The organism is Pseudomonas sp. KH_040, assembly GCF_057839305.1.
On sequence record NZ_CM174487.1, the window covers coordinates 1,507,304 to 1,523,991 of the forward strand.

Here is a 16,688-nt window from a genome sequence, read left to right on the forward strand (position 1 = left end):
GCTTTTGATCTTTTGCCCCTTCGGCAGGCCGAGCGGAGGTGTTCATCCGGGGGGTAGGCGCGCAGCGCCGTGCGGCGCAGCCGCATACATCGAGAGGAGGTGCAGCGAAGCAAACCGTAGGCGATGCCCCGGATGGACACCGTAGCGAGGGAACACTGAGCCTCAGCGAAGTGCCGTACGCCGGGGCAAAGCCTTTTGGGTTACCTTTTCGGCGTTTGGAAAAGGTGACTCGCTGTAAGAGCGAAACCGCCAGCGGCAACACCCGCAGCAACGGATATGCCCCCCCCAATTCCAAACCCCCAAACACAAAAAAAGGCGCGATCCTCTCGAATCGCGCCTTTCTCATGTCCCGCTATCTATCAGCTCCCCAGCGCCTTCGAAGCCAGCCAGAACAACCCAGCGGACAGCGCCACAGTCGCCGGCAAGGTCAACACCCAAGCCAACAGAATGGTGCGAACCGTGCCACCCTGCAGGCCGCTCTTGTTGGCGACCATGGTGCCCGCCACGCCCGAAGACAGCACGTGAGTGGTCGACACCGGCAGGCTGAAGATGTTGGCCATGCCGATCAAACTGGCAGTAGTGATCTGCGCGGACATGCCCTGGGAATAGGTCATGCCCTGCTTGCCGATCTTCTCGCCGATGGTCAGCACCACGCGTTTCCAGCCAACCATGGTGCCCAGGCCCAAGGCCAGTGCAACCGCCAGAATCACCCAGAACGGCGCGTATTCAGTGGTGGTGGTCAGGTCTTTGCGCAGCTTGTCGAGGTCAGCCTTTTCACGGGCTTCCAGGCCAGGCAGCTTGCCAACCTTCTTCGCGGTGTCGTCCAGGCAGAGCAGGTAGCGACGTACTTCGATACGGCTTTCCGACGACAGCGAGTGGTAGTCCGCTACGCCTTTAAGCGTGTGCAGCAGGGCGCTGATGGTCGGTTCGGTCTGCTGCGGGTTGCAGCGGAATTTCTCCGGCAGGTCGCCTTCCACGCTCTTGCCCAAGGCCAGGAATTCACCCAGCGAATCGGCGTTGCGCTGGTAGAACTGGCTCAGGTGCAGGGTCGCATCGCGGGTGCGTTCGATCTGATACGTGGTGCTGTTCAGGTCGAGGACGAACTGCGCAGGCACGATACCGATCAGCACCAGCATGATCAGGCCGATGCCTTTCTGACCATCGTTGGAGCCGTGCACGAAGCTCACGGCCATCGCCGAGATCACCAGGACCAGACGGTTCCAGAACGGTGGATGCTTCTTGTCGTCGATCTTGCGGCGCTGTTCCGGTGTCTTGTGCATCTTCGACAGCGGACGCCACCATTTCAGGCCGATCAGAATCAGCGCGGCGATCAGGAAGCCGGCCATTGGCGAGAACACCAGCGAGGCGCCAATGTCGATCGCTTTCTGCCAGTTCACGCCGTCGGCCAACGGAATGTCGTTGATCAGGGCGTTGGCCAGGCCGACACCGAGGATCGAGCCGATCAAGGTGTGCGAGCTGGAAGCCGGGATACCGAAGTACCAGGTGCCCAGGTTCCAGGCGATTGCCGCGGCGAGCAACGAGAACACCATCGCCAGGCCATGGCCGGTGTTCACATTGATCAGCAGTTCAACCGGCAGCAAATGGACAATGGCATACGCCACGCCAACGCCGCCCAGCAGCACGCCGAGGAAATTGAACACACCGGAAAAGAACACCGCCAGGTGGGGCGGCATGGCTTTGGTGTAGATAACAGTGGCTACCGCGTTAGCGGTGTCATGAAATCCATTGATGAACTCGAAGGCGAGGACAAACGTCAGGGCGAGCAAGAGGCTCACAAGCACCCAAGCATCCAGTCCGCTGAATAAATCGATCATGAAGGTTTTCTGACCCGGTCGTAAGGGGGCGCGATTATGCCAGAAAAGACTGGAAATCGATCCCCTACCTGCTCATCGGTTACACACTTCTTCGATTTAATTTGTTGCAGCGCATGAAAACCCAGCGCAGCACAGGGTTTTTCAAGTCATTGATTTATATAGTAAAAGGCTCATTTCGCAGGCGATTTCATCGTCGCAGAGAGGTCTCGAACGCTTGTCTGAAATATCTGTGAAACCTGTAGGACGCCCGTCCTCAGTCTGCCAGATCGGATGATGGCCGCTGCCCGCGGGTAGCGGGCGCGCAAGGCATCGTCGTTCCACCGCGCTTGTAACCGGTGTGGACGTAAAACCTTCAACGATCGAAAAACTGTGGCTCAAGGCTCTTCGGCTTTGAGTTCCTTTTCGATCTTTTCGATTTCTTGCTTGAAGACCTGATCCTGAACGGTCGGGCGTTTACGCCACGCTTTGCGTTCCGGTTCGGGCTGAGCGGCGTAGGTGGTGACTTCCCCGCCGTAAACTTCCTTGTAACGTTGTTCCTGGCGCTCAAGTTCCGCGCGCAGTTCGTCTTTCGTCACAGTGCTACCTGTATGAGTTGAGTTAAGTGTCTGGTGAAACGCACTGCAACGAATCGATTGAACGAAGCCACCGAGCATCCAGCACCTGAACAGGCATTGGTGTAATCGGTGGGGCGATCAAGACTTCCGTGTTACAGGCGGCTACGGCACCAGATAAAAACTGACGCAGCATCAGTTTCCTGTTTCAGCGAGCGCAGGCGTTGCATGAGTGATGCGCGTCAGGCGCTGGCCGGGCTGTTGGCGATGGACATCGCCGCAGCGGGTGACGACCTCGGCGTTTAAAAACGAGGTGCCACTGAGGTGCATTATAGCGGTCGATTCAGGAATGACTATCTTTGCCAAGTTAAAAACGGTTCTGAATGTGTGATTGTTTTGTGACTCGCAACTTTTCTCGCTAGTTGAAGTGCAGACGCCCACTATTTAGCGAGCGATCTGTTTTTGGCGCCATTTAGTCGAACAACTAAGGCCGTGATTCAGATAAAAGCCAAAGTTCAGCCGAACCCTTGGAGCGTTGACGCGAGCCGCATGGCTGATTGCGATTATCGGCCCGCGGTTCGATAATCGCCCAATCTTGCAGGTCCGACGCTTGTGCATTTGTTGGCGAGCCGCTTGTATAGCCCATTGATCCGTGCCGGATAAAAGGACAAGAAATGAACGATCAAATGCGCAACTCTTTCACCTCCGTGGCGCCGCCGATCGTCGCCTCGCCGGCCAAACGCATCCAGGCGTTGACCGGTGATCCGGACTTCATGACCTCGCTGGCCCGGGGCTTGGCGGTGGTGCAGGCGTTTCAGGAGCGCAAGCGTCATCTGACCATCGCCCAAATCAGTCACCGCACGGAAATTCCTCGCGCCGCCGTGCGCCGGTGTCTGCATACGCTGATCAAACTCGGCTACGCCACCACCGACGGGCGCACCTATTCGTTGCTGCCCAAAGTGCTGACCCTCGGCCACGCGTATCTGTCGTCGACGCCGTTGGCGGTGTCCGCCCAGCCCTACCTCGACCGCATGAGCGAGCAACTGCACGAAGCCTGCAACATGGCCACGCTTGAAGGCGACGACATTCTCTACATCGCGCGTTCGGCGACCACCCAACGGCTGATATCGGTGGATCTGTCGGTGGGCGGTCGGTTGCCGGCGTATTGCACATCGATGGGCCGGATTCTGCTGGCAGCCCTCGACGATACGTCGTTGCGTGAGTACCTCGATCACGCCGAACTGGTCGCCAAGACCAGTCGCACGATCCATACCCCTGATGCGTTGCTCGAATGTCTGCAGGAAGTGCGGCAGCAAGGCTGGTGCATTGTCGATCAGGAACTGGAACAAGGCCTGCGTTCGATTGCCGTGCCGGTCTACGATGCCTCGGGCCAAGTGGTGGCGGCGCTCAACGTCAGTACCCACGCCGGTCGCGTCAGTCGGACCGAGCTGGAGCAGCGCTTCCTGCCGGGCTTGCTCAGTGCCAGTCGCGACCTCAGCGCACAGCTGTTCGCCTGATGAAGCTGTTCGATAAACGCACAGTGTTGCGTTTATCGAATTGACGCTAAAACCCTCGGATCATTAATGTCGCGGCAGCGTCATCCGGCGCTGATGTGAATGAGCCCGCCGGACTGTCGACTCCCATAATAATGACAAGAGGCAACTCACCATGCGCACGCTCTCCGACTGTCTCCGCTCCACCCGCTGTTGCCGGGTTTCCCGCAACGCCTGATCCAGACCTTCTATTCTCGTGACCGTGCCTCTCTCTGGCCGGCCGCCGTTCGACTGCGTTTTTTGCGTGGAATAAAAATAATGAACCAGCCTCAGTCCGCTGTAGGTAACTGCCTCGACGTGCAGACCTTCATCAATGCCCAACCGATCTCGCGCTATCAGTGGCGGGTGGTGATCTTGTGTTTCCTGATTGTCTTTCTCGATGGCCTCGACACCGCCGCGATGGGCTTCATTGCCCCGGCGCTGTCGCAGGACTGGGGCATCGACCGCGCCAGTCTTGGCCCGGTGATGAGTGCGGCGTTGATCGGTATGGTCTTTGGCGCACTGGGTTCCGGTCCATTGGCTGACCGCTTCGGGCGAAAAGTCGTACTCGTCGGCGCTGTGGTGCTGTTCGGTGCCTTCAGCCTGGCGTCGGCATACAGCACCAACGTCGAACAACTGTTGGTGTTGCGTTTCCTCACCGGTCTGGGTCTGGGCGCCGGCATGCCCAACGCCACCACGCTGCTCTCGGAATACACCCCGGAGCGCAAGAAATCGCTGCTGGTGACCAGCATGTTCTGCGGTTTCAACCTCGGTATGGCCGGTGGCGGGTTTATTTCCGCCAAGCTGATCCCCGCGTTCGGCTGGCACAGCCTGCTGCTGATCGGCGGGATCTTGCCGCTGATCCTCGCCGTAGTGCTGCTGTTCTGGCTGCCGGAATCGGCGCGCTACCTTGTAGTCCGCAATCGTGGCACTGACAAAATCCGCAAAACCCTGGCGCCGATTGATCCGCTCACTGTGGCCCAGGCTTCCAGCTTCAGCGTGCCGGAACAGAAAACCGTCAAGGCGCGAAACGTGTTCGCGGTGATTTTCTCCGGTACTTACAGCACTGGCACCTTGCTGCTGTGGCTGACCTATTTCATGGGCCTGGTGATCGTTTACCTGCTGACCAGTTGGCTGCCGACGCTGATGCGTGACAGTGGCGCGAGCATGGAACAAGCCGCGTTTATCGGTGCGTTGTTCCAGTTTGGCGGGGTGTTGAGTGCGGTGGCGGTGGGCTGGGCCATGGACCGCTTCAATCCGCACAAGGTCATCGGCACGTTCTACCTGCTGGCCGGGGTGTTTGCCTACGCGGTGGGGCAGAGCCTGGGCAATATCACGTTGCTGGCGACGTTGGTGCTGGTGGCGGGGATGTGCGTGAACGGTGCGCAGTCGGCGATGCCGTCACTGGCGGCGCGGTTTTATCCGACCCAAGGGCGGGCGACCGGGGTCTCGTGGATGCTGGGGATTGGCCGCTTTGGCGCGATTCTCGGGGCGTGGATGGGCGCGACGTTGTTGGGCCTGGGCTGGAATTTCGAGCAGGTGCTGACGGCGTTGGTGATTCCGGCGGCGTTGGCCACCACGGCGGTGCTGATCAAAGGCATGGTCAGTCATGCGGATGCGACCTGATATTTCGATGTAAAGCGAAAAGATCGCAGCCTTCGGCAGCTCCTACATGTGAACGCGTAACCCTGTAGGAGCTGCCGAAGGCTGCGATCTTTTGCAGGCAACACGAACCGATAGGTTGACAACAATCTGTTCGATAAACGAACACTCAGTCGATTATCGGATTGTTTGGTAATTTTCCCAGGCTTAATCTTCAGTCACTCCGGCGCTGAACCTCGCGCCTTTTTATCACTGGCGATTCATTACAAAAACAGGAGCCCGCTCCATGGCTGAGATCCTTTCGCTGCACGACGCGGTGAAGCAATTCGTCAATGACGGTGACACCGTCGCACTCGAAGGCTTCACTCACCTGATCCCTACAGCAGCGGGTCATGAAATCATTCGTCAGGGCAAGAAAGATCTGACGCTGGTGCGGATGACGCCTGACCTGATCTACGACCAACTGATCGGTGCCGGTTGTGCCCGCAAACTGATTTTCTCCTGGGGCGGCAACCCTGGCGTGGGTTCGCTGCACCGTCTGCGTGATGCGGTCGAGAAGCAATGGCCGCACGCTCTCGAAATCGAAGAGCACAGCCACGCCGACCTGGCCAATGCCTACGTCGCCGGCGCCTCCGGACTACCGTTCGCGGTGCTGCGAGCCTACGCCGGTTCCGACCTGCCAAAGGTCAATCCGCTGATCAAAACCGTGACCTGCCCGTTCACCGGTGAAGTGTTGGCGGCGGTGCCGTCGGTGCGTCCGGACGTGACCGTGATCCACGCACAGAAAGCCGACCGCCAGGGCAACGTGTTGCTGTGGGGCATTCTTGGTGTGCAGAAAGAAGCCGCACTGGCCGCCAAGCGCTGCATCGTCACGGTTGAAGAAATCGTCGATGACCTCAACGCGCCGATGAACTCTTGTGTATTGCCGACCTGGGCCTTGAGCGCGGTCTGCCATGTTCCCGGCGGCGCACATCCTTCCTACGCCCACGGTTACAACGAGCGCGACAATCGTTTCTATCAGGCGTGGGATCCGATCGCCCGAGACCGTGAGACGTTTACTGCGTGGATCAACGAATACATCCATGGCTGCGCTGACTTCAGCGCGTTCCAGGCCAAGTTGGCCGCTGCTTCGGAGGCCAAATAATGACTTACACCACCAATGAAATGATGACCGTCGCCGCGGCCCGTCGCCTGAAGAACGGCTCGGTGTGCTTCGTCGGCATCGGCCTGCCGTCGAAAGCCGCCAACCTTGCGCGCCTGACTTCTTCGCCGGACGTGGTGCTGATCTACGAATCGGGTCCGATTGGCGCCAAGCCAAGTGTGCTGCCGCTGTCGATCGGTGACGGCGAACTCGCTGAAACCGCTGACACCGTCGTACCGACCGGTGAGATTTTTCGCTACTGGTTGCAGGGCGGGCGCATCGACGTCGGTTTTCTCGGCGCCGCGCAGGTCGACCGTTTCGGCAACATCAACACCACCGTGGTCGGCGATTACTTCTCGCCGAAAGTGCGTCTGCCAGGTGCCGGTGGCGCGCCGGAAATTGCCGGTTCGGCGAAAAGCGTGTTGATCATCCTTAAACAGTCGGCGCGTTCGTTCGTCGACAAACTCGATTTCATCACCTCGGTCGGTCACGGCGAGGGCGGTGATTCGCGCAAACGTCTGGGCCTGCCGGGCGCCGGTCCGGTCGGGATCATCACCGACCTGTGCATCATGGAGCCGGAAGAGGGCACCCACGAATTCGTGGTCACCGCGTTGCACCCGGGCGTGACCCGCGAGCAAGTGGTCGCGGCCACCGGTTGGGCGGTTCGTTTTGCTGACAACGTCGAAACCACCGCTGAACCGACCGACGTCGAACTGACGGCGCTGCGCGATCTCGAAGCGCGCACGGCCGCCGCCCACGGCCAGGCACCGGGAGAAGCATGATGCGTGAGGTTTATATCTGCGATGCGATTCGCACCCCGATTGGCCGGTTCGGCGGCGGTTTGTCTGCCGTTCGCGCCGACGACCTGGCCGCTGTGCCGATCAAGGCCCTGATGGAACGCAATCCGTCGGTGGACTGGAGCGCCATCGACGAAGTGTTCCTCGGTTGCGCCAACCAGGCCGGCGAAGACAACCGCAACGTCGCGCGCATGGCGCTGCTGTTGGCAGGCCTGCCGGACAGCGTGCCGGGCGTGACCCTCAATCGTCTTTGCGCTTCGGGCATGGATGCGATCGGCACGGCATTCCGTGCCATCGCCAGCGGCGAGATGGAGCTGGCGATTGCCGGCGGTGTCGAGTCGATGTCCCGCGCGCCGTTTGTGATGGGCAAGGCTGACGCAGCGTTTTCGCGCAACATGAAGCTGGAAGACACCACCATCGGCTGGCGTTTCATCAACCCGTTGATGAAGGCGCAGTACGGCGTCGACGCGATGCCACAGACCGCCGATAACGTCGCCGACGACTATAAAGTCTCGCGCGCCGATCAAGACGCTTTTGCCCTGCGCAGCCAGCAACGTACCGCCGCTGCGCAGGCTGCTGGCTACTTCGCTGAAGAAATCGTCGAAGTGCGCATCGCCCACAAGAAGGGCGAAACCGTGGTTAGCCAGGATGAACATCCTCGCGCCGACACGACCCTCGAAGCGCTGAACAAGCTGAAACCGGTCAACGGCCCGGACAAAACCGTCACCGCCGGCAATGCCTCCGGCGTCAACGACGGTGCCGCCGCGCTGATTCTGGCGTCCGCCGAAGCCGTAAAAAAACATGGCCTGACCGCCCGCGCCAAAGTGCTCGGCATGGCTAGTGCTGGTGTCGCCCCTCGGGTGATGGGCATCGGCCCGGTGCCAGCGGTGCGCAAATTGATCGAGCGCCTCGGCGTCGCGGTCAGCGATTTCGACGTGATCGAACTCAACGAAGCGTTTGCCAGCCAAGGTTTGGCGGTACTGCGTGAACTGGGTCTGGCGGATGACGCCGCGCAGGTCAATCCGAATGGCGGCGCGATCGCCCTCGGTCATCCGTTGGGCATGAGCGGTGCGCGTCTGGTGCTGACCGCGCTGCATCAGCTTGAAAAGATTCAAGGCAAGAAAGGTCTGGCGACCATGTGCGTTGGTGTCGGCCAAGGTCTGGCCCTGGCCATCGAACGCGTCTGACGCAAGCCGTGACGAAAAAGAACAGAGGAAAGCGACATGTCTGACAAGCCTGGTTACCGTCGTCCGCAGGAAGGCACTCAGCCTGAGTACCTGCACCCGACGTATCAATCCACCAACCTGCGCTCGCCGTCGAAGCCGTTGGTGTTTCTGCCGCACTCGCTGTCGGAAATCACCGGGCCGACCATCGGCGCCGAGCACGTGGGCGACACCGATAATGACCTGACCGCGCAGCACGAAGGCGAGCCGCAGGGCGAACGCATCATCATTCACGGCCGCGTGCTCGATGAAAATGGTCTGCCGGTGCCGGGGATTCTGGTGGAGATCTGGCAGGCCAACGCTGCCGGCCGCTACAACCACAAGCGCGACCTGCACGACGCGCCGCTGGACCCGAATTTCACCGGCACCGGCCGCACCGTCACCGACGCCGACGGCTGGTATCAATTCCAGACCATCAAACCCGGCGCCTACCCGTGGGGCAACCACCACAACGCCTGGCGCCCGGCGCACATCCACTTTTCGCTGTTCGGGCCGAGCATCCTCACCCGTCTGGTCACGCAAATGTATTTCCCGGGCGATCCGCTGCTGGCCTACGACCCGATCTACAACTGCGTGCCAGATACTTCGGCCAAGGAACGCCTGATCGCCAGTTTCGATCTGGAAAAAACCATTCCGTCCTACGCCCTCGGTTATCGCTGGGACATCGTGCTGCGCGGGCGTGAAGCCACGCCGATGGAGAAATAAGATGACGCTGACTGCGACCACGTCCCACACCGTCGGGCCGTACTACCACATCGGTCTGACCTGGCTGAACCGTGAAGACCTCACCGTCGAACAGACTCTGGGCGAACGCGTGGCGATCACCGGGCAAGTGGTGGATGGCAACGGCGATGTCGTCAACGACGCCATGCTCGAAGTCTGGCAGGCCAACGCCGCCGGCAAGTACGACCACCCGGAAGACGAGCAGGACAAACCGCTCGATCCGCACTTTGAAGGTTTTGGCCGGGTGCCGGTGGATGCGGAAGGGCGCTTCCGCTTCACCACGATCAAACCGGGCACGGTTGAAGGCCTGAAGGGCTCGACCCAGGCGCCGCATCTGGTGGTGCTGGTGTTTGCCCGTGGCCTGGTGAAGCACTTGCTGACGCGGATCTACTTTGAGGGCGAGCCGGCCAACGTTGATGATCCGTTGCTCGAATGTGTGCCGGCTGAACGTCGCAGTACGTTGCTGGCCAAACAGGATGCTTCGGGTGTTTACCAGTGGAATGTGATTCTGCAGGGCACTGATGCCGAAACCGTGTTCTTCGATTACTGATCGCTGACAACTGATCATTCCCACGCTCTGCGTGGGAATGCCGCCATGGACGCTCCGCGTCCACTGTGACGCGGAGCGTCACCGAATGCGTTACCACGCGGAGCGTGGGAACGATCGATATAGGATGTGGAACGGGACTGTTGCAAAGTATGTCTAGACTCTCACTGTCCCTATCGAGTGAAAAACAATGACAACCACTACCTCCCATTACACTGGTGAAGAGCGCAGCAAGCGCATCTTTGCCATTGTCGGCGCCTCGTCCGGCAACCTCGTCGAATGGTTCGACTTCTACGTCTACGCCTTCTGCGCGATCTATTTCGCCCCGGCGTTTTTCCCCTCCGACAACCCGACGGTGCAACTGGTCAACACCGCTGGCGTGTTCGCTGCCGGCTTCCTGATGCGCCCGATTGGTGGCTGGATTTTTGGCCGGGTCGCCGACAAGCACGGGCGCAAGAATTCGATGCTCATCTCGATTCTGATGATGTGCTTCGGCTCGTTGCTGATCGCCTGCCTGCCAACCTATAAAGACATCGGCGTCTGGGCACCGGTGCTGCTTTTGTTCGCACGTTTGCTGCAAGGCCTGTCGGTCGGCGGTGAGTACGGCACCACTGCCACCTACATGAGCGAAGTCGCCCTCAAGGGCCAGCGCGGATTTTTCGCCTCGTTCCAGTACGTGACGTTGATTGGCGGCCAATTGCTGGCCGTGTCGCTGGTGGTGGTTCTGCAGCAATTCCTCACCGAAGAAGACCTGCGTGCCTACGGCTGGCGGATTCCGTTTGTGGTCGGTGCGGTGGCGGCATTGATTTCGCTGTTTCTGCGTCGCAGTCTGAAAGAAACCACCAACAAGGAAACCCGAGAACACAAGGATGCCGGCAGCATCGCCGCGCTGTTCCGCGATCACAAAGCTGCGTTCATCACCGTGCTCGGGTACACCGCCGGTGGTTCGCTGATTTTCTACACCTTCACTACCTACATGCAGAAGTATCTGGTGAACACCGCCGGCATGCACGCCAAGACCGCCAGCTACATCATGACCGGCGCGCTGTTCCTGTATATGTGCATGCAGCCGCTGTTCGGCATGCTCGCCGACAAGATCGGTCGACGTAATTCGATGCTCTGGTTCGGCGCGCTCGGTACGCTGTTTACTGTGCCCATTCTGTTGAGCCTGAAAAGCGTCAGCAGCCCGTTCCTCGCGTTTGTGTTGATCACCGTAGCGCTGGCGATTGTCAGTTTCTACACCTCGATCAGCGGCCTGGTTAAAGCCGAAATGTTTCCGCCGGAAGTCCGCGCCCTCGGCGTCGGTCTGGCTTACGCGGTGGCGAATGCGATCTTCGGCGGTTCGGCGGAATTCGTCGCCCTGAGCCTGAAGAACATCGGCATGGAAAACTCCTTCTACTGGTACGTGACGGCGATGATGGCGATCGCCTTCCTGTTCAGTCTGCGCCTGCCGAAACAGGCGGCGTATTTGCACCACGATCTCTAACCCGAAGTGCCCGGGCTGTCATGGCCCGCGCCGGCAAGGACTGTTTATGACTCAGCGACCGGGCAATCAATTGTTCGATGCCTACTTCACTGCCCGCGATATGCGTGAAGTGTTCTGCGATCAGGGCCGCGTGCAGGCGATGCTCGACTTTGAAGCGGCGCTGGCCCGGGCCGAGGCGCGGGTTGGTTTGATTCCTTCCTCTGCGGTGGCACCGATTGCGACGGCTTGCAGTGCCGGTCTGTATGATTTCGCGGCACTGGGCGAGGCGATTGCCACGGCCGGCAATTCGGCGATTCCGCTGGTCAAGGCGTTGGGTAAACAGATTGCCGCGACCGATGCACAAGCCGAGCGTTATGTGCATTTGGGTGCGACCAGTCAGGACGTGATGGATTCCGGGCTGGTGCTGCAATTGCGGCAGGCGCTGGCACTGATTGAAAGCGATCTGGCGCAATTGGCCGATTCCCTCGCGGTTCAGGCGCAACGTTACGCCGCCACGCCGCTGGCCGGACGCACCTGGCTGCAACATGCGACGCCGGTAACCCTCGGCATGAAAATCGCCGGATGGTTGGGCGCTGTCACTCGCAGTCGTCAGCGTCTGCGCGAACTCAAACCGCGTTTGCTAGTGCTGCAATTCGGTGGTGCATCCGGGACCCTCGCCGCGTTGGGCGAACAGGCCTTGCCGATTGCCCAAGCGTTGGCCGAAGAACTGCAACTGACCTTGCCCGAACAACCGTGGCACACCCAGCGTGATCGCGTGGTCGAGTTCGGCGCAGTGCTCGGTTTGATCGCCGGCAGCCTCGGCAAATTCGGCCGCGACATCAGCCTGTTGATGCAGACCGAAGCAGCAGAAGTGTTCGAGCCATCGGCACCGGGCAAGGGTGGCTCGTCGACCATGCCGCACAAGCGCAATCCAGTGGGTGCAGCGGTGTTGATTGGCGCAGCGACGCGCGTGCCCGGTCTGGTCTCGACGCTGTTCAGCGCGATGCCGCAGGAGCACGAACGCAGCCTCGGCCTGTGGCATGCCGAATGGGAAACCTTGCCGGAGATTTGCTGCCTCGTTTCGGGGTCGCTGCAACAGGCTCGGTTACTCGCCGATGGATTGGAAGTCGATGCCGAGCGCATGGGCCGAAACCTTGAATTGACGCAGGGGCTGGTGCTGGCCGAAGCCGTGAGCATCGTCCTTGCCCAGCGTGTTGGCCGCGACACCGCGCATCATCTGCTTGAGCAATGCTGCAAACGCGCGGTGGCCGAACAACGCCATTTGCGCGCCGTGCTCGGTGACGAACCGCAAGTCACCGCCGAGTTGAGCAGCGCTGAACTCGATCAACTTTTGAATCCCGCCCATTACCTCGGTCAGGCGCAAGTCTGGGTCGAGCGTGCGGTGGCCGAACACAACGCATTGTCTGTCTGAAAGGAGAGGGCTGTGGCTTTCGTTCAACTCGCCGATGGCGAACTGCACTATCAAATTGAAGGTCCGGTCGATGCGCCGGTGCTGGTGCTGTCCAACTCGCTGGGCACTGATCTGCACATGTGGGACGCGCAGATGCCGGCATTTACCGAGCATTTTCGCGTGCTGCGTTTCGATACCCGTGGCCATGGCCAATCGCTGGTGACGCCGGGGCCTTACAGCATCGAACAACTGGGTTATGACGTGCTCGGTCTGCTGGATGCACTGCATATCGAGAGTGCGCATTTCTGTGGATTGTCGATGGGCGGCTTGATCGGCCAATGGCTGGGGATCAACGCCGGGCATCGCCTGGACAAGCTGATCGTCTGCAACACAGCGGCAAAAATCGGCGATCCGTCGGTGTGGAATCCACGCATCGAAACCGTGTTGCGTGACGGCGCGGCGGCGATGGTTGCCTTGCGTGATGCATCGATTGCCCGTTGGTTTACCCCGGATTTTTCCGCTGCACATCCGGCCGCAGCCAAGCAGATTACCGACATGCTCGCGGCCACTTCGCCTGAAGGTTATGCGGCCAACTGCGCGGCGGTGCGTGATGCCGATTTCCGCGAGCAACTGGCGTCGATCAACGTGCCGTTGTTGGTGATTGCCGGCACTGAAGATGCGGTAACGCCGCCGGCCGGTGGGCATTTCATTCAGGAGCATGTACGCGGTGCCCAGTACGCCGAGTTCTACGCGGCGCACCTGTCCAACGTGCAGGCTGGCGCGGATTTCAGTGATCGTGTGTTGGCGTTTCTAAACGCCTGATAAGGGGATTTTCGTGGACGAGAAACAACGTTACGACGAAGGCATGCAAGTGCGCCGCGCGGTGCTCGGTGATGCGCATGTCGATCGCAGCCTGACCACGTTGACCGAGTTCAACTCGGAGTTTCAGGAGATGATCACCCGGCATGCCTGGGGTGATATCTGGACGCGTCCGGGTTTGCCTCGGCATACCCGCAGCCTGATCACCATCGCCATGCTGATCGGCATGAACCGCGAAGGCGAGCTGAAACTGCATCTGCGCGCGGCGGCCAGTAATGGTGTGAGCCGGGGCGAGATCAAGGAAGTGATCATGCAGAGCGCGATCTACTGCGGGATTCCGGCGGCGAATGCGACGTTTCATCTGGCTGAATCGGTTTGGGATGAGCTAGGAGTCGAATCCCGGGAGTGATGTTGCCTGAGCTGACGCCATCGCTGGCAAGCCAGCTCCCACAGGTTTTTCAGGTGTGCACAAAATCTGTGTTCGCTGAAAATCCCTGTGGGAGCTGGCTTGCCAGCGATAGCAATAGTGGCCGCGACCAATCAAACCGTGGCAACAATAAATATCCGCTTGAACGCAAACAACGTATGCCCGTCCGCTTCCTGCGGATAATGCTCATGCACCCGCATCAGGTAGTGATAAATAAACCGCGTCTGTTCCGCTGAATTCAGCGCCTGCATCACCGGCCGCAGCGCCGAGACCTTCACCCAGTCATACACCGGCGATTTACCGTCGACTACCTGCAACTGCTCGGTCTCCCAGATATCCAGCGACGAGGTCAGCGGCGCGAGCAAACGGTAGTAATCCTCCAGTGCCAACAACGGCCGTGCGGCCATGCGCTGACGCAGTTCTGGTGTGCCTATTGGCGTGCCGCCGGGGCCGCCGTCTTCGAGGGTGTCGAGCATCAGCCGATACCACAGCGCATCGCGCCAGTCCGGCATGTGCGCCGCCAGACAACCGCCGGGATTCAGATAACCGAGCAGGTGCGGCAGCAGCGTTTCATGGCCCCCGATAAAGTGCAGTACGGCGGCAGCGAGCAGCAGATCCGCTGGCTGCTCCGGCCGCCAGTCGAGCAGATCGCAACACTTCCACTGCGCCCGGATCGGCAGACAGCGCGCTTCATCGAGCATCTGCGTGGAGCTGTCGACACCCTGCAACTGCGCGCGCGGCCAGCGTTCGGCCAGCAACTGCGTGGCAATGCCGGTGCCGCAGCCAAGGTCGTAAATACGTTGCGGGTTCCGCAGGTCGACACGGTCGAGCAATTCATGGACCGGGCGTTGCCTGAGACGGGAAAACTGCTGGTACGCCTTGGCGTCCCAGTCGGGTGTTGCAAGACGAGAGATCATTGAGGGGGTCCTCCGGTGATCGTTGGTGTCTTCCGATGACAACCTGGCTCCCAGCTTGAGGACCGACTACGACGACGGAAGCGGAAAGGTGAAGCACCTGAGTCCTTCAGGTTTTGTCACTTTACCTGCCGACCGGCAAAGTGCCACTTCTCCTGACCAGTGGCGAGAATTCCAATGTAGGAGCTGCCGCAGGCTGCGATCTTTTGATCTTGTTTTTAAGATCAAAAGATCGCAGCCTGCGGCAGCTCCTACAGGGGTGGATCGGTGTTTAGAGGAGGCTGATCGGGTAGCTGACGATCAAGCGGTTCTCGTCGAACTCGTTGTTGCTGAAGTCCCGGCGCATGGTCGAGTTGCGCCACCGGACGTTGAGATCCTTCAGCGCGCCGCTCTGCACGGTGTAGCCCAGTTCCGATTCGCGGTCCCATTCCTTACCGTCGGTGATCGTCCCGGTGTGCACGTTGTCGCCGCTGATATAGCGGTTCATCAGGGTCAGGCCGGGGATGCCCATCGCCACGAAGTTGTAGTCATGGCGCACTTGCCAGGAGCGTTCCTGCGCATTGTCATAACTGGCGTTGTAGCTGTCGTTGGCCAGCGTGCCGCCGCTGGTGCCGTTGACCCGCATCCAGGCGCTGTCGCCAGTGAGTTTCTGCAGGCCGACGTAGAAGGTGTTGCCGCCGTACTTCGCCGAGAACATGCCCGACCAGGTCTTGTTGTCGAGATCGCCGACGCGGGCGCTACCATCGTCCTTGCCATAGAAGAAGCCGAGGTTAGCGCCGAGGGTCCAGTCGCCGAGTGGCTGGCTGTGAATCAGGTTGACGTATTGCTGGCTGTAGATGTCCTTGAGTTCGGCATTCCACAGGCCGATCTGTGTGCGTTTTTCGTTGAAAACGTATTCACCGCCCTGAAAGTTGAAGCGATCAGAGGTGAACGCCGCTTTGCCGGTCATCGACATGTCGCTCATGCTGCTGTCGTCGCGCGGGCTGTTGGCGCGGAACTGACCGCCGTAGAGGGTCAGGCCGTCGATTTCTTTCGAGGTAATCTGCCCGCCACGAAAGGTCTGCGGCAGCGAGCGGCCGTCGTCCGAACGCAGGATTGGCAGCACCGGCATCCACTCGCCGACCTTCACTTCGGTCTGCGAAAGCTTGGCTTTGAAGGCGACGTTGGTGCGGCCGAAGTTGTCCGCTGGGCGTCCATCGCGATCCAGTGGCAGCAATTGGGTGCCGCCGGTGCCTTTGCCGCCATCGAGCTTCACCGAATACAAGCCGAGCACGTCCAGGCCGAAACCGACGGTGCCTTGGGTGAAGCCGGATTTCGCGTCGAGGATGAAGCTCTGCGTCCACTCTTCGGCCTTGCCCTGAGCTTTGGTCGGATTGGTGAAGTTGCGGTTGATGTAGAAGTTGCGCAGGTTCAGGTTGACCTTGGCCCCTTCGATGAAACCGGCCTCTTCAGCCGCAGCGGGCAGCGCCGCGCCGGCCAGGGCCAGGACGATCAGACCGGGAAATGCGTAAGGCGCAGGGGAGGTTGTCATAGCTGGGGTCTCTCTTGTTTTTTTAGGGCGAACGGGTGCGCTGCGGCCGTTTTTTACGGTGCAGAAATGCGATGAATTCAGGGGGTGAGGCGACGGCGATCAGCCGGTCGGAGCAGGGCGCGGGAGCATGGTGTCGAACCTGTTGTTATTGGTTTTGTTGATCGAATGGT

15 protein-coding genes are annotated in these 16,688 nt (G+C 60.1%); 11 read left to right on the forward strand and 4 right to left on the reverse strand.

Going from position 1 to position 16,688, the window contains the following annotated elements:
- Window positions 1–359: 359 nt before the first annotated feature.
- Both AC3IUF_RS06745 and AC3IUF_RS06750 read right to left on the reverse strand, forming a co-directional pair.
- The gene (locus tag AC3IUF_RS06745; protein ID WP_007917114.1) at window positions 360–1,835 is read right to left on the reverse strand and encodes an inorganic phosphate transporter; all 1,476 of its coding nucleotides are present in this window, start codon (window positions 1,833–1,835) and stop codon (window positions 360–362) included.
- 374 nt (window positions 1,836–2,209) lie between these two features.
- A complete protein-coding gene (locus tag AC3IUF_RS06750; protein WP_008080067.1) occupies window positions 2,210–2,410 on the reverse strand; it encodes a hypothetical protein in 201 nt (66 codons plus the stop codon).
- 650 nt (window positions 2,411–3,060) lie between these two features.
- Between AC3IUF_RS06750 and pcaR the strand changes: the two genes are divergently transcribed.
- The 11 genes from pcaR (at window position 3,061) to pcaC (ending at window position 14,055) form a co-directional block, all read left to right on the forward strand.
- On the forward strand, window positions 3,061–3,903 hold the full coding sequence (gene pcaR / locus AC3IUF_RS06755) for a pca regulon transcriptional regulator PcaR (protein ID WP_007917109.1): 843 nt from the start codon (window positions 3,061–3,063) through the stop codon (window positions 3,901–3,903).
- A gap of 294 nt (window positions 3,904–4,197) precedes the next feature.
- Window positions 4,198–5,544: a 4-hydroxybenzoate transporter PcaK gene (gene pcaK / locus AC3IUF_RS06760; protein WP_007917107.1), complete on the forward strand. Its 1,347-nt coding sequence runs from the start codon at window positions 4,198–4,200 to the stop codon at window positions 5,542–5,544.
- A 262-nt stretch (window positions 5,545–5,806) separates the two neighbouring features.
- On the forward strand, window positions 5,807–6,664 hold the full coding sequence (locus AC3IUF_RS06765; protein WP_007917105.1) for a CoA transferase subunit A: 858 nt from the start codon (window positions 5,807–5,809) through the stop codon (window positions 6,662–6,664).
- The gene (locus tag AC3IUF_RS06770) at window positions 6,661–7,443 is read left to right on the forward strand and encodes a CoA-transferase subunit beta (RefSeq protein ID WP_176472360.1); all 783 of its coding nucleotides are present in this window, start codon (window positions 6,661–6,663) and stop codon (window positions 7,441–7,443) included. Before AC3IUF_RS06765 ends, AC3IUF_RS06770 begins: the two co-directional genes overlap by 4 nt.
- Entirely contained in the window at window positions 7,440–8,645 is a 1,206-nt protein-coding gene (gene pcaF, locus AC3IUF_RS06775) for a 3-oxoadipyl-CoA thiolase (RefSeq protein WP_489280743.1), read from the forward strand. Before AC3IUF_RS06770 ends, pcaF begins: the two co-directional genes overlap by 4 nt.
- Before the next feature lie 36 nt (window positions 8,646–8,681).
- Complete coding sequence (gene pcaH, locus AC3IUF_RS06780) at window positions 8,682–9,386, forward strand: protocatechuate 3,4-dioxygenase subunit beta (RefSeq protein ID WP_007917099.1); 705 nt, start codon at window positions 8,682–8,684, stop codon at window positions 9,384–9,386.
- A 1-nt stretch (window position 9,387) separates the two neighbouring features.
- Window positions 9,388–9,954 (forward strand): protocatechuate 3,4-dioxygenase subunit alpha, encoded by a 567-nt coding sequence (gene pcaG / locus AC3IUF_RS06785; protein ID WP_150792567.1) that lies wholly within the window; start codon window positions 9,388–9,390, stop codon window positions 9,952–9,954.
- A gap of 187 nt (window positions 9,955–10,141) precedes the next feature.
- On the forward strand, window positions 10,142–11,437 hold the full coding sequence (locus tag AC3IUF_RS06790) for an MFS family transporter (RefSeq protein ID WP_007917096.1): 1,296 nt from the start codon (window positions 10,142–10,144) through the stop codon (window positions 11,435–11,437).
- Window positions 11,438–11,483: 46 nt separating this feature from the next.
- Complete coding sequence (locus tag AC3IUF_RS06795) at window positions 11,484–12,848, forward strand: 3-carboxy-cis,cis-muconate cycloisomerase (RefSeq protein ID WP_463542496.1); 1,365 nt, start codon at window positions 11,484–11,486, stop codon at window positions 12,846–12,848.
- 12 nt (window positions 12,849–12,860) lie between these two features.
- A complete protein-coding gene (pcaD, locus tag AC3IUF_RS06800; RefSeq protein WP_123376356.1) occupies window positions 12,861–13,649 on the forward strand; it encodes a 3-oxoadipate enol-lactonase in 789 nt (262 codons plus the stop codon).
- Window positions 13,650–13,662: 13 nt separating this feature from the next.
- Window positions 13,663–14,055: a 4-carboxymuconolactone decarboxylase gene (gene pcaC / locus AC3IUF_RS06805; protein ID WP_489280747.1), complete on the forward strand. Its 393-nt coding sequence runs from the start codon at window positions 13,663–13,665 to the stop codon at window positions 14,053–14,055.
- 131 nt (window positions 14,056–14,186) lie between these two features.
- Here pcaC and AC3IUF_RS06810 read toward each other — a convergent pair whose 3' ends face one another.
- Both AC3IUF_RS06810 and AC3IUF_RS06815 read right to left on the reverse strand, forming a co-directional pair.
- Window positions 14,187–14,990 (reverse strand): methyltransferase domain-containing protein, encoded by an 804-nt coding sequence (locus tag AC3IUF_RS06810; RefSeq protein WP_489280748.1) that lies wholly within the window; start codon window positions 14,988–14,990, stop codon window positions 14,187–14,189.
- Between the two features lie 268 nt (window positions 14,991–15,258).
- A complete protein-coding gene (locus AC3IUF_RS06815) occupies window positions 15,259–16,518 on the reverse strand; it encodes an OprD family porin (RefSeq protein ID WP_489280749.1) in 1,260 nt (419 codons plus the stop codon).
- Window positions 16,519–16,688 lie beyond the last annotated feature (170 nt).

Bases quoted from the DNA above. Each gene is read 5' to 3' on its own strand.
- pcaH (WP_007917099.1), top strand. From the start codon at position 8,682: ATGTCTGACAAGCCTGGTTACCGTCGTCCGCAGGAAGGCACTCAGCCT.
- pcaG (WP_150792567.1), top strand. From the start codon at position 9,388: ATGACGCTGACTGCGACCACGTCCCACACCGTCGGGCCGTACTACCAC.
- AC3IUF_RS06795 (WP_463542496.1), top strand. From the start codon at position 11,484: ATGACTCAGCGACCGGGCAATCAATTGTTCGATGCCTACTTCACTGCC.
- AC3IUF_RS06765 (WP_007917105.1), top strand. From the start codon at position 5,807: ATGGCTGAGATCCTTTCGCTGCACGACGCGGTGAAGCAATTCGTCAAT.
- AC3IUF_RS06815 (WP_489280749.1), bottom strand. From the start codon at position 16,518: ATGACAACCTCCCCTGCGCCTTACGCATTTCCCGGTCTGATCGTCCTG.
- pcaF (WP_489280743.1), top strand. From the start codon at position 7,440: ATGATGCGTGAGGTTTATATCTGCGATGCGATTCGCACCCCGATTGGC.
- pcaR (WP_007917109.1), top strand. From the start codon at position 3,061: ATGAACGATCAAATGCGCAACTCTTTCACCTCCGTGGCGCCGCCGATC.
- pcaK (WP_007917107.1), top strand. From the start codon at position 4,198: ATGAACCAGCCTCAGTCCGCTGTAGGTAACTGCCTCGACGTGCAGACC.
- AC3IUF_RS06810 (WP_489280748.1), bottom strand. From the start codon at position 14,990: ATGATCTCTCGTCTTGCAACACCCGACTGGGACGCCAAGGCGTACCAG.
- AC3IUF_RS06790 (WP_007917096.1), top strand. From the start codon at position 10,142: ATGACAACCACTACCTCCCATTACACTGGTGAAGAGCGCAGCAAGCGC.
- AC3IUF_RS06745 (WP_007917114.1), bottom strand. From the start codon at position 1,835: ATGATCGATTTATTCAGCGGACTGGATGCTTGGGTGCTTGTGAGCCTC.